General features: G+C 45.5%; 14 protein-coding genes and 1 pseudogene. 14 read left to right on the plus strand and 1 reads right to left on the minus strand.

The annotated features are described in order from the left end of the window. Window positions 1–60 precede the first annotated feature (60 nt). The 14 genes and pseudogenes from NFI81_RS06195 to NFI81_RS06260 all read left to right on the plus strand — a co-directional run bounded on the left by NFI81_RS06195 (window position 61) and on the right by NFI81_RS06260 (window position 14461). Window positions 61–657 carry a bifunctional nuclease domain-containing protein gene (locus NFI81_RS06195; protein ID WP_234613411.1) on the plus strand — a complete coding sequence of 199 codons (597 nt, stop codon included), beginning with the start codon at window positions 61–63 and terminating at the stop codon, window positions 655–657. A 133-nt stretch (window positions 658–790) separates the two neighbouring features. Continuing rightward, window positions 791–1669: a cell division protein FtsX gene (locus NFI81_RS06200; RefSeq protein ID WP_234613410.1), complete on the plus strand. Its 879-nt coding sequence runs from the start codon at window positions 791–793 to the stop codon at window positions 1667–1669. Between the two features lie 49 nt (window positions 1670–1718). Continuing rightward, window positions 1719–1937 carry a DUF3098 domain-containing protein gene (locus tag NFI81_RS06205; RefSeq protein ID WP_229208388.1) on the plus strand — a complete coding sequence of 73 codons (219 nt, stop codon included), beginning with the start codon at window positions 1719–1721 and terminating at the stop codon, window positions 1935–1937. Further along, window positions 1934–2713 carry an undecaprenyl-diphosphate phosphatase gene (locus NFI81_RS06210; protein ID WP_234613409.1) on the plus strand — a complete coding sequence of 260 codons (780 nt, stop codon included), beginning with the start codon at window positions 1934–1936 and terminating at the stop codon, window positions 2711–2713. The genes NFI81_RS06205 and NFI81_RS06210 overlap by 4 nt, the downstream gene beginning before the upstream one ends. A 28-nt stretch (window positions 2714–2741) precedes the next feature. After that, window positions 2742–3443 carry a tRNA pseudouridine(55) synthase TruB gene (gene truB / locus NFI81_RS06215; RefSeq protein ID WP_234613408.1) on the plus strand — a complete coding sequence of 234 codons (702 nt, stop codon included), beginning with the start codon at window positions 2742–2744 and terminating at the stop codon, window positions 3441–3443. Then, window positions 3440–4366, plus strand: coding sequence for a bifunctional riboflavin kinase/FAD synthetase (locus tag NFI81_RS06220; protein ID WP_234613407.1), 927 nt, complete (start codon window positions 3440–3442; stop codon window positions 4364–4366). Before truB ends, NFI81_RS06220 begins: the two co-directional genes overlap by 4 nt. 106 nt (window positions 4367–4472) lie before the next feature. Next, on the plus strand, window positions 4473–5855 hold the full coding sequence (locus NFI81_RS06225; RefSeq protein WP_234613406.1) for a mercuric reductase: 1383 nt from the start codon (window positions 4473–4475) through the stop codon (window positions 5853–5855). Between the two features lie 4 nt (window positions 5856–5859). After that, window positions 5860–6336 (plus strand): annotated as a pseudogene (locus NFI81_RS26480) (ATP-binding cassette domain-containing protein); the annotation flags it as partial. A 500-nt stretch (window positions 6337–6836) separates the two neighbouring features. Next, window positions 6837–8414 (plus strand): ABC transporter permease/substrate-binding protein, encoded by a 1578-nt coding sequence (locus tag NFI81_RS06235; RefSeq protein WP_234613402.1) that lies wholly within the window; start codon window positions 6837–6839, stop codon window positions 8412–8414. Continuing rightward, window positions 8386–9552, plus strand: a complete 1167-nt coding sequence (gene egtB, locus NFI81_RS06240; RefSeq protein ID WP_234613401.1) for an ergothioneine biosynthesis protein EgtB — start codon at window positions 8386–8388, stop codon at window positions 9550–9552. The genes NFI81_RS06235 and egtB overlap by 29 nt, the downstream gene beginning before the upstream one ends. Before the next feature lie 17 nt (window positions 9553–9569). Then, a complete protein-coding gene (locus NFI81_RS06245; protein ID WP_234613400.1) occupies window positions 9570–10514 on the plus strand; it encodes an L-histidine N(alpha)-methyltransferase in 945 nt (314 codons plus the stop codon). 63 nt (window positions 10515–10577) lie between these two features. After that, window positions 10578–12518, plus strand: a complete 1941-nt coding sequence (locus NFI81_RS06250) for a CocE/NonD family hydrolase (protein ID WP_234613399.1) — start codon at window positions 10578–10580, stop codon at window positions 12516–12518. Between the two features lie 184 nt (window positions 12519–12702). Next, entirely contained in the window at window positions 12703–13788 is a 1086-nt protein-coding gene (locus NFI81_RS06255) for a sensor histidine kinase (protein WP_234613398.1), read from the plus strand. Further along, window positions 13769–14461 carry a LytR/AlgR family response regulator transcription factor gene (locus NFI81_RS06260; RefSeq protein ID WP_234613397.1) on the plus strand — a complete coding sequence of 231 codons (693 nt, stop codon included), beginning with the start codon at window positions 13769–13771 and terminating at the stop codon, window positions 14459–14461. Before NFI81_RS06255 ends, NFI81_RS06260 begins: the two co-directional genes overlap by 20 nt. A 7-nt stretch (window positions 14462–14468) precedes the next feature. Here the strand turns inward: NFI81_RS06260 and NFI81_RS06265 are convergent, their stop codons facing one another. Continuing rightward, on the minus strand, window positions 14469–15806 hold the full coding sequence (locus NFI81_RS06265) for a sigma-54-dependent transcriptional regulator (RefSeq protein WP_234613396.1): 1338 nt from the start codon (window positions 15804–15806) through the stop codon (window positions 14469–14471). Window position 15807 lies beyond the last annotated feature (1 nt).

Genomic DNA, 15807 nt, shown 5'->3' on the forward strand with positions numbered 1-15807 from the left:
TTATAAATATCCAAGATATTCACCACAACTGTTAACCAAACTTGCGCATTTAGTTTAAACGTGAAAAAAATCAAGTTAGAAATTCTCGGGCTGTCTCCAAGCCAATCTCAGGCCGGTTCCTTTGCACTGGTTCTTGGCGAAGAACTGGGCAACCGCCGCCTGCCCATTATAATTGGTGTGTTCGAAGCGCAGGCCATTGCAGTACAAATTGAAAATATTGTCCCAAACCGCCCGATGACCCACGATCTGTTCAAGTCGTTTGCGGATGGAATGAACTATACATTAAAAGAAATCGTCATTTCTGACCTGAAAGAGGGCATTTTTTACGCCAAGATCGTCTGCACAGATAATCTCAGGGAAGTTGAAATCGACGCCCGCCCTTCCGATGCAATTGCCATTGGTTTAAGGTTTGACATTCCTATTTTCACTTTTGAAGCCATTCTTTCGGAAGCAGGAATTGTTTCCAGTTCCTTAACCGAGGATGAAGAAGATGATGAAGATGCGGTGAAAGAAACATTGAAAGCCACAGGTTCATCCAAAGAGCAGCTGCGCGACCTTACATTCGACGAGTTGCAACGCATGCTGGACGATGCACTTTCCAAAGAGGATTACGAAAAAGCTGCGAGCATTCGCGACGAGATGGGCCGGAGAAACTAATCCGATGGCCCTGGGCAAAGTTAAAAATAGTTAACAAACCCGCCTTTGTCGTCCATATGACATTATAATTCTTATTTTTGCCATCGTTCAAACATTGGTTTGAGCCAACCGCTAAGCGAAACCTTACGCTCTTATGCCTAAAAAAAAGAAGATTGGAAGTTACCCCAATGCAATGATTGTAATGAGCCTCACAGCAGCATTGTTCCTGATCGGTTTTTGCGGGCTGCTGGTGATCCAATCCAAAAAACTGGTTTCCATTATCCGTCAGAACATTGAGGTCCGCGTTTTTTTAAATAAAGAAGAAACCAAAGCCGGGCAGGATTCCATATTAAGCGTTATCAAAGCAAAACCTTTCGTACTCACTTCCACCGAGGTTAAGCCCATCACATTTGTTTCCAAAGAGGAAGCAGCTAAGGAATTTATCGAAGGCACAAAAGAGGATTTTGTTACTTTCCTGGGAGAAAATCCATTGCGCGACAGTTATCGTGTTAAAATCCAGGAAGATTATTTCGAAGAAGCCAAGTTACAACTGATCAAAAAAGACCTCGAAAAAATAAAAGGCGTTTACGAAGTCGTCTATCAGGAAGATCTGGCGGATAGCATTAACCGGAACGTTACTAAAATTTACGTCGTGCTGGCCAGCTTTGCACTGATCATGCTGATAATCATTGTATTACTGGTTAATAACACCATTAAGCTCGCCATTTACTCCCAGCGTTTCCTGATCCGCAGTATGCAGCTCGTGGGCGCTACCAACGGATTTATCCAACGTCCTTACGTCATGCGCGGTGCCATTCAAGGCTTGATTGGCGGCGTTATGGCGGGTGCGTTACTAGTCGGTCTACAACAGCTCGCAGTTCGCAATGTAGAGGGCTTAGGTATGTTACAGGAATACGACAAGATTATTATTCTGATCGCCTCCGTGCTTTTACTGGGCATTCTGATCGGCATTTCGAGCACTTACCAGTCATTGGCTCGTTACCTTAGAATGGCGTTGGATGATCTTTATTGAGCCATTTGTATTGAAAAAATATAAGTTTTAGAACACAGAAAATCTCAAAATGATGAGTAACACAAAAAACGAACTTCCATTTTCAACATCGAATTATACAACGATGTTAATCGGCATCGCGGTGATTCTCGCCGGTTTCCTCATCATGACATTTGACAGCACCGAATTCGGTTTTGGATTTCTGGGGTTGACATTAGGCCCGCTGGTGACCATTACCGGCTTTATCATCGAGTTCTGGGCTATTTTACGTAAACCCCGTAATTCATGAGCATTTGGCAAGCCATTATTTTAGCAATTGTTGAAGGGATTACCGAGTTTTTGCCCGTTTCGTCTACCGGCCACATGATCATCGCTTCCTCATTTATGGGGATCAGTCATCTGGAATTCACTAAAATGTTCACGGTTAATATCCAGTTTGGCGCGATATTGTCCGTTCTGGTCCTCTACTGGAAGCGTTTTTTCCAAACGACAGACTTTTATTTCAAACTTTTTGTGGCATTTCTTCCAGCCGCGATCATTGGTTTTTTGCTGAATGATTTTATTGATGCAATGCTGGAAAACGTAGTTGTGGTTGCCGTTTCCCTGCTTGTCGGCGGCATTATCCTGATTTTCATTGACCGCATTGCCAACGATAACACCCGCGAAAGAGAGATTTCTTATTTCGATGCTCTTAAAATCGGCTTTTTCCAATGCATAGCCATGATCCCGGGCGTTTCAAGGTCGGCTTCAACGATCATCGGCGGCATGTTGCAGGGACTTTCCCGCAAGCAGGCAGCAGAGTTCAGCTTTTTCCTGGCGGTGCCGACCATGGCAGCAGCAGGCGGTTATAAGTTGCTGAAAACGTACGATACAATCCAGGCCGAAGACATTAAAATACTTTTGATTGGAAATTTGGTTGCATTTGTGGTTGCTATGCTTGCTATCAAGTTTTTTATCAGCTTTTTGACCAAATATGGTTTCAAAGTTTTCGGTTATTACCGCATCATTCTCGGGCTGATCCTTTTGGGGTTGCTTGCATCAGGCTACAAGCTGGACATCGTCTAAGCGCTTCATTTCATACGCATACCGCAATTTGAATAACGAAAACAACATACCGGACGAAGGCGAAGTCATACTCATCGACAAGCCTTTGACCTGGACTTCATTTGACGTGGCCAACAAGCTCAAAAGAGCTTGCAAATTCAAGAAAATAGGTCATGCAGGCACATTAGACCCACTTGCCACGGGCTTGCTTATTTTGTGTACTGGGAAAAAAACCAAGCAAATTGACACTTATCAGGCGCAGGAAAAAGAATATACGGGCACATTGGTGCTAGGAAAAACCACGCCTTCCATTGACCTGGAAACAGCATTCGACGCCGAATTTCCAACCGATCACATTACGCCTGAAATCCTGGAAAGTGCCCGGCTGGCATTAACTGGCAGCATTACGCAGGTTCCGCCGATTTACTCCGCATTACGCGTTGACGGTGAGCGGCTTTACAAGAAAGCGCGCCGCGGGGAAGAAGTTGAGATCAAGAAGCGCAATGTTGAAATTTCCCTTTTTGAAATCGATGCCACGCATTTTCCGTTGGTTGATTTTAAGATCATTTGTTCAAAAGGTACTTATATTCGCAGTATGGTTCGCGATTTCGGTCAGCTGGCTGGCAGTGGCGCGTATTTAAGCGCATTGTGCAGAACCCGGATCGGAGCGTTTGAACTGAAAAATGCGTGGAATCTTACCGATTTCATTCATCAAAAAAGACTTGAATTGAAGTTAGAAGTGGACGAATGAATATTTATCATAGCCTGGATTCCTTTCAAAAACTGGAATATGGCGTCGTAACAAGCGGCACTTTCGACGGGGTGCATCTTGGACATAAAAAAATACTTTCCCGGCTACGGGAAATCAGTGAACAGTCTGGCGGGGAAACCGTTGTGCTTACTTTCTGGCCGCATCCGCGTATGGTCGTTTCTGAAGACAGCCAAGGTTTGCAATTGCTTTCGACGATTGACGAAAAGATCGAGCTGTTCTCGCAACTGGGCATACACCATTTGCTGATCGTGCCATTTACGCGGGCTTTTTCCGAGTTGTCCTGTCATGAATACATCAAAGAGATCCTTGTTGAAAAGATTGGCACGAAGAAACTCGTGATCGGTTACGACCACCGTTTTGGCCGCAACCGCGAAGGGAGCTTTGAGTTTTTACAACAAAATTGTGCTTCCTATGGCTTCGAAGTAGAAGAAATCCCGCGTCAGGACATTGAGGATATGGCCGTCAGCTCTTCCAGAATTCGTAAAGCACTGATTACAGGCCATGTAAGCGAGGCAAACGGTTTGTTAGGCAGGCCTTACACCCTTTCCGGCACGGTTGTCAAAGGCAAGCAACTCGGCCGCACCATCGGCTTCCCGACAGCGAATGTGCATTTGCATGAATCTTACAAATTAATCCCCATGGACGGAGTTTACGTTATCCACGTGACTTACAACGGCGAAAAATTTAAAGGAATGCTGAATATAGGCGTCAGGCCGACCGTGGACGGGACCATGCGGACGATCGAAGCCAATCTGTTTGATTTTGACAAAGAAATCTATGGTGAAGATTTGAAGCTGGAATTACTTCATTACCTGCGTCCGGAGCAAAAATTCGAAAGCCTGGATATGCTGGTTCGTCAGATTAACATTGACAAAGAAAATTCTCTGGCATATTTCTCATAATTAAGCGTGCATATCTGGTAAAAAGCGTGTCCTTACCGGCACGCTTTTATTGTTATTTGGTGTAATTGCATTTTCAAACATTACAACCAAACAACACACCGCCTCTATGCAACATTATGATGCCATAGTAATCGGCTCCGGCCAAGCCGGAACGCCTCTTTCAAGAAAATTAGCCGGATCCGGCTTAAAAACAGCATTAATAGAGAAGAGATGGCTTGGCGGCACTTGCGTGAACGATGGCTGCTCCCCTACCAAGGCGATGATCGCTTCGGCAAAAGCGGCCTGGTCGGTTTACCACAATAAAAGTCTTGGCGTAATCACTGATCATTTCTTTCTGGACTTTTCAGCCATCATGAAACGCAAGAACGACATTGTCCAGCGTATGCGAAGCAGTTCTGAAAAAAGCATTGAAGACACCCAAAACCTCGACCTTTTTTACGGCAATGCAGCCTTTTCGGGAGACAAACAAATCACGGTTACGCTGAACGACGGCGGAACGGAAACATTCAAAGCAGACAAATTCTTCATCAATACAGGTGAAAAGCCTTCAATTCCAAAAATCGAAGGCATTGAAAATATAAAATACCTGACTTCCACAACTATTTTGGAGCTCGACAGCATTCCCGAACATTTGCTTGTGCTCGGAAGTGGTTATATCGGTCTGGAATTCGGGCAGATGTTCAAGCGGTTTGGCAGTAAAGTGACCATTTTGGAGCCGTCGGAGCGCATTCTTAAAAAGGAAGATTCTGATATTGCGGAGGAAGTAGTTAAGGTTTTGACCGAAGAGGACATTGAAATACTACTAAAAACGAAGGCTGTTGCAGTCTCGCAAAATGGCGGACAAATCAGCGTGACCATGGAGAAAGACGGAAATCAAACGCAGCTAAACTGCTCTCATATCCTGGTTGCAACCGGTAGAAAGCCGCAGACCAAAGAACTTTCGCTCGAAAACACCGGCGTGGAAACGGACGAGAAAGGTTATATCAAGGTAAATGACAGGCTGGAAACATCTGCGGCGGATATTTATGCATTGGGAGATGTGAAAGGTGGCCCGGCGTTCACGCACATGTCCTACGATGATTACAGGATTATTACCGAGAATGTCATTAATAAGGGCAATGCTTCGATCAAAGACCGGCTTGTCCCCTACTGCATGTTTATCGATCCGCAGCTTGGGCGTGTAGGCATTACCGAACAGGAAGCCCGCAAACAGGGACTGGACATTCTTGTTGCAACCTTGAAAAATGACAGCGTAGCCAGATCCATTGAAACCGGCGATACACGGGGGATAATGAAAGCTGTGATCGACGCGAAAACCAAACAGATTCTTGGCGCTTCGGTGCTCGCTGAACAGGGCGGTGAAATTGTTACCATTTTGCAAATGGCAATGATGGGTAATGTAACTTACGACCGCATTATGAACGGCGTATTCGCACACCCTACCTATGCCGAATCGCTGAATAACCTATTCATGTCCCTGGAACAGTAAAATCATGATCACTGCCGAGCACATCAGCAAAATTTTTAATGATATTAAGGCAGTTGACAATATTTCTTTTGAGGTAAAAGAAGGTGAAACCATGGTTTTGCTGGGCACAAGCGGCTGCGGGAAAACCACAACGCTCAAAATGCTGAACCGCCTGATCGACGCGTCCAGCGGTTTTATTTCCATTGATGGCAAAAATATTTTTGATCAGCAACCCGAAATTTTAAGACGTACAATCGGTTACGTTTCCCAAAGCAATGGCCTTTTTCCGCATTATTCTGTTGAGGAAAATGTTTCCGTTGTGCCCAGATTATTAAAATGGGAGAAATCCAAAACCCAAAGAAGAGCGCAGGAATTGCTTGAACAGCTCAAACTGCCGCTTTCAGAATTCGGACACAAATATCCCGATGAACTAAGCGGCGGACAGCAACAGCGTGTTGCCATTGCCCGGGCACTGATATCCAATCCGCCTGTTTTGCTGATGGACGAGCCTTTCGGCGCCCTGGACCCGATCACCCGCGCAGGCGTACGAAAAGAATTTTTAGAGTTACCGGAATTAAAACAAAAGACCATTGTGCTCGTCACCCACGATGTGCAGGAAGCTTTTGAGCTGGGCGATCACATCTGTCTGATGGATAAGGGGAAAATAGTGCAGGCCGGAACTGCAAAAGATCTGATCTTGAAACCTGCAAATACATTTGTCAGAACATTCTTCGATCACCAACGGCTTTTTTTAGAACTGAGCGCGCTTGCATTTCAGGACATTTGGGAAATTGTCAATCCTGATTTGGATGTTGAGAACGACATTAACAAGGCTTCTCATACCGAAATCAACGCAGAAACGAGCCTTTGGGCCGGAATGGAAATGCTTTCGGATGCCGGAAATGATGCATTGCCTGTGCGCAATGACGCAACCGGAACATTGAAATTTTTCACAACATCAAGCATTCAGAAGGCTTACAGAACCCTAAAACGGCATAACTAATGGAAGTGCAGCAAAGTTTGTGGGAATTTATGGTGCAGCAATCCGACAAGCTGTGGAGCCAGACGCTCACACACGTCGGCTTGACGTGCATTTCACTCCTTATTGCCGTGGTGATAGGGCTGCCGCTAGGCATCTGGATCGCTCAGCGTAATAAGGCCGCCTGGCTCGTGCTGGGCATTGCGGGTGTGCTGCAAACGATCCCAAGTATCGCATTACTGGGTTTCATGATCCCCTTACTGGGCATAGGCGCGCTTCCAGCCATTACGGCGCTGTTTCTTTATGCATTGCTTCCCATTATCAGAAACACTTATACCGGAATCCGGGGTGTGAATCCGGCCGTTACGGAGTCTGCGCGGGGCATGGGCATGAGCCGCTGGCAGGTTTTGTTCAATGTGGAGCTCCCGCTTGCTATGCCTGTGATTTTGGCTGGCATTCGCACGGCAACGGTGATTAATGTGGGCGTTGCTACGCTGGCGGCTTACATTGCGGCGGGTGGTTTGGGGGAATTCATTTTCGGCGGCATTGCACTGAATAATTCCAACATGATCCTCGCTGGCGCGATCCCGGCTGCATTACTTGCCATATTTTTCGATCTGCTGCTATCATTGGTCCAAAAAGCGAATGTGAGAAAAATGCGCAAAGTCTCAGTTGTGCTGCCTGTTTTGCTGCTCTTGCTATCATCATTTTACATTTTTCCGTATGCCGATGCCAAAATGCTGGGCGGGTTTACGCCAGAGTTCATGGGACGGGAAGATGGTTATCTGGGTTTAAAATCAAAATACAAACTGGATATGACGACCGTCGTGATCAGCGACGCGGTGATGTACAAGGCTGCTTACGAAAAGAAAATTGATGTTATCAGCGGTTATAGCACGGATGGTCGGCTGAAAGCGTACAATCTCATGACATTGGAAGATGACAAAGGCATTTTCCCACCCTATTATGCCTCTCCATTGGTCAGAAAAGATGTTTTAACTAAACATCCGGAACTGGAAAATGCATTGAATTTATTATCAGGAAAGATCAATGATTCAATCATGACCGATCTGAATTACCGCGTAGACTATCTCAAACAAAGCCCGGAAAAAGTAGCGCATGAATTTATTTTGGCCCAAAACCTTTACAAAAAACCCAGAAACGGAAGCAAAGGCGTTATCCGGCTTGGCTCAAAGATCTTTGCAGAGCAATACATCCTGATCAACATGTATAAAGCGCTGATCGAAGGGAACACGGATTTGAAAGTTGAAACAAAAACAGGCCTTGGCGGAACGAAGATTTGTTTTGATGCATTAACCAATAATGAGATCGACATGTATCCTGAATACACGGGAACGGGGCTTTTGGTGATTTTGAAACCTACGAAAAACGATTTGGCAGCGCTTTCCGGCAGCCGCGAAAAAGCATTTGATTATGTTCAAAAAGGTTTTGACAAACAGTATAACCTCCAATGGCTCAAACCAATCGGCTTCAATAATGCGTATGCCCTGATGATGCGGAAAGAGCAGGCACAATCATTGAATATAAGAACCATTACAGATTTAAAAGATTATGTATCCACTGACAACCACCGCCATTAGTCAAGCATACAATCGTGTCAGACAGCATTCAGAAACGATATGTGAACCACTTGAAACCGAAGACTATGTACCGCAGCCCGTTCCGTTTGTAAGTCCGCCAAAATGGCACCTGGCACATTCAACGTGGTTTTTTGAAACATTTATCCTCAAACCGTTTCTTCCTGGTTACCAGGTTTTTGACACCGATTACAACTATCTATTCAACAGTTATTATAACAACGTCGGCGAACGCACATTGCGCACCGACAGGGGAAATGTTACACGGCCGACGACCAAAAATGTGTATGCTTACCGGCAACATGTGGATCACCATATGTCTGAACTACTCGAAACATTAACTGATCCCGAAGCATTATCACTGGTGGAACTTGGTCTGCACCACGAGCAGCAACACCAGGAATTGCTCGTAACGGACATTAAATACATTCTGGGGCACAATCCCTTGTTTCCGGTTTACAGACCGGGGCATAACCTGGTTAACGATACGAATCAGGATACGGGTTTTGCTCGCATTTCAGAAGGCGTTTACGAGGTTGGATTTCAGGGTGATGGTTTCTGTTTTGACAATGAGCTGGGCAGGCACAAAGTGTATCTGCACGACTTTGAAATCTCTAGATCGCTGGTTACCAATGCAGGATACATTGAATTCATGGAAGCTGGCGGCTACCAGGATTTTAATTTATGGCTGGATGCGGGCTGGTCGTGGGTGAATGACAGTGCAATTGATTCTCCCATGTATTGGCATAAAATAAAAGGAAGCTGGTTTTACTTTACTTTGGACGGCCTTCAAAAAGTGAATCCGGATGCCATTTTGAGCCACATTAATCTTTACGAAGCTTCGGCATTCGCCCAATGGAAAGGCATGCGGCTGCCGACGGAATTTGAGTGGGAAGTTGCCTCTGATCATTTCAATTGGGGCACACGATGGGAGTGGACAAACAGCGCCTACCTGGCCTATCCGGGCTTTTCCAAGGCTCCCGGCGCGGTTGGCGAATACAATGGGAAATTTATGATCAACCAAATGGTGCTCCGCGGCGCGTCCGTTGCCACATCACCCGCACATAGCCGCAAAACTTACCGCAACTTTTTTCACGCACATGAGCGCTGGCAATACACCGGCATCAGGCTGGTGAAATAATTGATTAAAAGAACATTATGTCAGACAATACATTCGCAAAAGATATACACAAAGGACTTTCTGCGCCATTAAAACACATATCCTCAAAGTATTTTTACGACGATATCGGAAGCGGCATTTTCCAGGACATCATGAAAATGCCGGAATACTACCCGACTGCCTGTGAATTTGAGATTTTATCATTGCAAGGGCAGCAGATCATTGACAAACTGCATTTCGATCAGCCTTTCAACATTGTGGAATTTGGCGCAGGCGACGGCATTAAGACGCGTCAGCTGCTGAAAACGCTTATGGACAGCGGTGTTGAATTTTCCTACGTGCCCATCGACATTTCAAAAAAGGCCATTGAAGAGCTGGAAGCCAATATGCTCGATCATTTGCCCGATTTGCAGATCAAACCAATGATCGGAAATTATTTTTCCATGATCGAAGAACTGGCTTCTTCCGAAACGCCCAGTTTGTTCCTGTTTTTGGGCGGAAACATTGGAAATTACGAAAGGAACGAAGCAAACGATTTGCTGACCAGCTTCAACCAAAGTATGAAACCGGGCGATAAGTTGCTCACCGGATTCGACTTACAGAAAAATCCTGCCACAATCCGCTGCGCATATGACGATCCGAAAGGCATTACCAAAGCGTTCAACATGAACCTGTTGCACCGGATTAACCGCGAACTGGGCGGCAATATTAAAACCAACCAATTTGATTTTTACTCCCATTATAACCCAGCTAACGGCGAAGTCAGGAGTTATCTGGTAAGTCTGGTCGCGCAGAAAATTCATCTGCAACGCATGGATAAATGTTATTATTTTGAACAAAACGAACTGATCCGCACGGAGTTATCTAAAAAATACACATTAAAGGAAATCGACGAAGCCGCCGAAACAAGTGGCTTCAAAGTCCTTGAACACTTCCTGGATTGCAAGCATTATTTTACGGATAGTCTTTGGGTGAAAGAGTAAGCTGCGTGGATTTGGGTTGAAATTGTTATTTTAGCTAAATACAACTCCTAAACGCCGATCAACTTGAAGAAGCCTACCCGTGCTGTGAAATGGCACCTATCTCTTTTTCTTAGTTTTCTAGCCATCAATGCGATGATCCTTTGCGGAGCTATCGCGAGTCTGGCGCAGTCGAAGGTGAATGAAGATTCGCTTTATATCCGGCAGAACTACACGAAGATCGAACGGCTGGTTCCGATGCGGGATGGCGTTAAGCTGTTCACTTCCATTTATTTTCCAAAGGATATTTCGGTTTCGAAAAAATATCCGATCCTGCTAAACCGCACGCCTTACTCTGTGGCGCCTTACGGAGAAACATCGTTCAAAACGTCCCTTGGACCGAGCATGCATTTCGCGCGGGACGGGTATATTGTTGTTTATCAAGATGTTCGTGGAAAGTATATGTCGGAGGGAGAGTTTGAAGCCTACCGGCCATTCATTCCACAGAAGAAAAATAAAACGGAAACGGACGAGAGTTCCGACACTTATGACACCATCGAATGGCTGATCAAGAACATTGACGGAAATAATGGCAAAGTCGGAAGCTGGGGCATATCCGCTCCGGGATATTACACGACTATGACGGCCGTGGAAGCTCATCCAGCTTTAAAAGTTGCATCTCCGCAAGCGCCTGTGACAGATTGGTTTATGGGAGACGACCGCCATCATAACGGCGCTTTCTTTCTGATGGGCACCTTCGCATTTCTATCTTCTTACGGAGCGCCGCGGCCCCAGCCGACACCGAAAGGAACACCCGCATTCTCCGCTTACGGCACACCAGATTCTTACGAATTTTATAAAAATCTGGGACCATTGAAGAATGTAAATGAGAAGATCTTCAAGAACCAGAACCGCATCTGGAACCAGATGATGGAAAATGAGACGTATAACGACTTTTGGAAAGCACGGACACCCGTGCCGCATTTGAAAAACATTAAACCGGCCGTGATGGTGGTGGGTGGCTGGTTTGATCAGGAAGATCTTTACGGACCTTTGAAAACGTATCAGGGCATTGAAAATAACAAGCCAAAGTCTCCTAACCTGCTTGTAATGGGTCCGTGGATTCACGGCGGCTGGGCACGCGGAACGGGAGAATCATTGGGTAACATTCGTTTTGGGTCTAAAACAAGCGCCTTTTATCAGAAGGACATTGAGTTTCCGTTTTTCAACCATTATCTCAAAGACCAGGCGCAACCTGCGCTTCCGAAGGCATATATTTTCGAAACGGGCGCTAATGAATGGAGAAAGTATGACCAGTGGCCCCCAAAGAATGCGGTGCAGAAAAAGCTTTATCTGCACCCGGATGGCACATTATCTTTCTCGCCTACGATGACGATTATGCAGGTGGGCGTCCAGCCTGCTTTTGATGAATATGAAAGCGATCCCGACAAACCGGTTCCTTACACATCGGAAATTCGCATCATCCGCGGAAGTGACTTTATGTATGAGGATCAGCGGTTTGCGGCATCACGCCCCGACGTGCTGGTCTATCAGTCCGAAGTGCTCACAGAGGATTTGACCATTTCGGGCAATGTTTTTGCAGATCTATTTGTCTCATCAACCGGCACGGATGCCGACTTCGTTGTGAAATTGATCGACGTTTACCCGGGCGACGCGCCGAATGACAGCCCGATCAATCCGAACATGAAAATGGGCGGTTTTCAGTTGCTTGTCCGCGGGGAAGTGATGCGTGCGAAGTTTCGCAAAAGTTTTTCGAATCCAGAACCACTTTCTCCGAACAAAATCGAGCAAGTAAAATTTGATATGCAGGATGCTGCGCACCGTTTTAAAAAAGGCCACAAAATCATGATCCAGGTGCAAAGTTCATGGTTTCCGTTGGTGGACCGCAATCCGCAGAAGTTCGTTAACATTTACAAAGCAGAAGAACAGGATTTTCAGAAAGCGAAGCACCGGATCTACCTTTCCGGCGAGAGCTCGTCTTATGTGGGGGTCAGTGTGATCGAGTAATGTTGCGTTTGAAGAGATTACGTAAGATCCGATGGAAGCTGAATTTTGCAGAGATAAGGGGCAAGTTTGCAGATTCGTTTTTGGCACGGCGTGATCAATGCTGACTTTTGATACACCACTTAAACATTTGATGTATCATGAAAAAACGGGTCGCAGCTTCGTACACTTCTAACACTGTTAAGCTATGAAAAAGTCGGTTGTTCAACTTCTCCATTTGTGCTACTGGTTTCTTTATCAGTGCCTTTTCACATTTATTTTTATGCTGTCAAGGAATGTCGCTTCCGCAGATCTAAGCGATTGGGAGGACTGGCTTACACTCTTAACCATTGCAACCATCACGGGTGCAGCCAGCTTCTACGCATTCTATTCATGGCTCGTGCCCCGCTATCTTACGGCTGGGAGGATAAGCGCTTTTGTGCGCTCAGGATTGCTCGCCATTACTGGTTTGGCATTGGCTGCTACCGTTGCTGTATCATTGATTTTTACTTTATTCATTTACGTTCTTTTCGAAAAGCTCGACTTCTTCCTGTTAACATTTAAAGACAATGTCTGGTTGATTTCTGGCTTCGCATTGCTCGCAGCAGCCAACGCCTTCATAGGCACTGTTTTTAAGGGTTTTATCACCTGGTATGACGACCGAAAAGAAAAAGAAGCGCTCATTAGCGGTAAATTACGAACAGAACTGGCATTGCTTAAAGCGCAGATCAACCCGCATTTTCTATTCAACACATTAAATAATATTGACGTACTGATCGAGCACAATCCCAGTGCAGCTTCGCTTTATTTAAACAAGCTTTCCGACCTGCTACGTTACATTTTATACGAGATTCAGCCAGACTGGATTCCCCTTTCCAGAGAATTGGAATACATAAAAAAATACATTGATGTACAAAAAATCAGGACCAGCAACGATGAATTTGTAAGTATTGAAATTAATGGACCCATAGACGGGATCATGATCGCTCCAATGGTCCTTGTCCCCTTCATTGAAAACGCATTTAAGCATACTACGAACAAAAGAAATGCCGGCTCAATTCGTATTTCAATTACTGTAACGGACGATCAGATTCATTTTCAATGTATTAATGTAGTTGGAAGAAAGCTGTCCGAAGCGCCGGAAAAGCCGAGCGGACTGGGTAATGGTTTATTGAAGCAGAGAATCGCCCTATTATACAAGGATACGCACCGGCTAACGTTACAAGAGACTGTTAATGAATATGTTGTGAACCTCTATTTACCAATAAAAGTGCATGAACTGTCTGCTTATTGAAGACGAGCCGCTGGCTATGTTGAGGCTTAGCGAATATGTGCGGCGGGTGCCGTTCCTTCATCTGGCCCACGCTGTGGACAATGGCTGGGATGCGCTCACGATCCTCAAAAACGAAAAGATCGATCTTATTTTTCTGGATGTCGAAATGGACGATGTGTCTGGAATCCAACTGCTTGATGCACTCCCGGCGCGACCGCCCGTGATCCTGACAACTGCTTTTGACCATTATGCACTGAAAGCGTTCGACTTGAAAGTTTCCGACTATTTATTAAAGCCGTATACATTTGACCGTTTCCTGCAGGCCGTAATCAGGGTGCAGGAAACGGGCGTTGGCCGTAGCAATGATCCCAAAACGTATCTTTTTGTCAAATCGGAATATAGGCTCGTGAAGATTTTCTTTGATGACATTCTTTACATTGAAGGGATGCGCGATTACAGGCGTATTTGCCTGAAAAACGAGAAAATCATGACATTGGAAACCTTTGGCCAGTTGGAACAGCAACTGCCGGTCACACAATTTTGCCGTGTTCACAAATCATATCTTGTTGCGCTGAATAAAATAGAATCTGTCGAACGGGACAGGATTATGATTCAAAAGAGCACTATTCCCGTTTCGCTTACTTACCGGGAAATGTTTTATCAGCTGATAGGCCGTTCTGAAAAGCTTGGATAGCGCATTTTCACAATTTATACTCCTCAATCTTCCGATAAAGCGTGGCGATGCCGACTTCCAGCAATCGGGCGGCTTCTGCTTTGTTGCCATTGGTATAATTCAGAACCTTTTGAAAATGAAGCTTTTCTGCACTGGCAAGGGAAAAGGCGGATAGATTTCTATTTCCATCATTTCGAGCCAGCAACAGTTCAAAAGGCAAGCTTTCAATGTCGAGCACGGGGCCGTCTGTTAGTATGACACTCCTTTCAATGACATTTTTCAACTCCCGGATATTGCCGTTCCAGGGATTGTTTTCCAATGCTTTCACATATTCAGCCGACAATGACTTGATCTTCTTATTGGATTTCAACGCATATTGAGCGGCAAAGGTTTTGGCAAGTGCTTCAATGTCCCCGGTGCGTTCCCGCAATGCAGGAATGGTGATCTGAAAGACGGATATGCGGTAAAAAAGGTCGCTCCTGAACTCGCCCGAGGCTATTTCCTTTTGCAGATCGCGGTTAGTGGCGGCAATAACGCGCACATTCACCTTCGTCGGTTGCGTATCCCCTATCTTGATAAACTCGCCCGATTCGAGTACGCGCAGCAGTTTAGCCTGCAAGTCCAGTGCCAGTTCGCCAATTTCATCCAAGAAAATGGTGCCATTGTGCGCTTCCTCAAAGAGCCCTTTCTTATCTTTCGTGGCGCCGGTAAATGCACCTGCCTTATGACCAAACATTTCGCTTTCAAGCAGATCCTTCCCAAAAGCCGAACAGTTTATTGCAACAAACGTCCTCTTGGAGCGCGTGCTGGCCTGGTGTATGGATTGTGCGAAAACCTCTTTTCCCGTTCCCGTTTCTCCCAACAGCAAAACGGTCGTGTCCGTGGGCGCAACGCGGCGAGCCAGGTCAATGCAGGCGAGCAGCTTTTTTGATTTGCCAACAATGGCGTCGAAGGAATGCTTTTCGCCCAGTTGTTTTTCGAGCGTAACAACTCTTTTATTAAGGTCAGCCTTTTCCAATGCTCTGTAAATGAGCGGGATGATCTTATTATTGTCGTCTCCCTTGGTAATGTAGTCAAAGGCTCCGTTTTTAATGGCTTGCACGCCGTCGGGAATGTTGCCGTAAGCGGTTAGCAGGATGGTTTCCAGTAATGGATATCTTTCATGGATCGTTTTGAGGAATTCAACACCGTTACCATCGGGCAGCTTTACATCGCATAATACAATGTCTACTTCGCTCTGATCCAGCTTCTTAATGGCCGATTTGATATCTGCTGCCTCTAAAACTTCAAAGCCTTCGAGCTTAATGACTCTTGCAATCAGACTTCTAAGCTTTTCCTCGTCGTCGATGATGAGTATCTTCTTCACA

It is taken from the genome of Dyadobacter fanqingshengii, assembly GCF_023822005.2.
In the GTDB taxonomy this organism is placed as follows: domain Bacteria; phylum Bacteroidota; class Bacteroidia; order Cytophagales; family Spirosomataceae; genus Dyadobacter; species Dyadobacter fanqingshengii.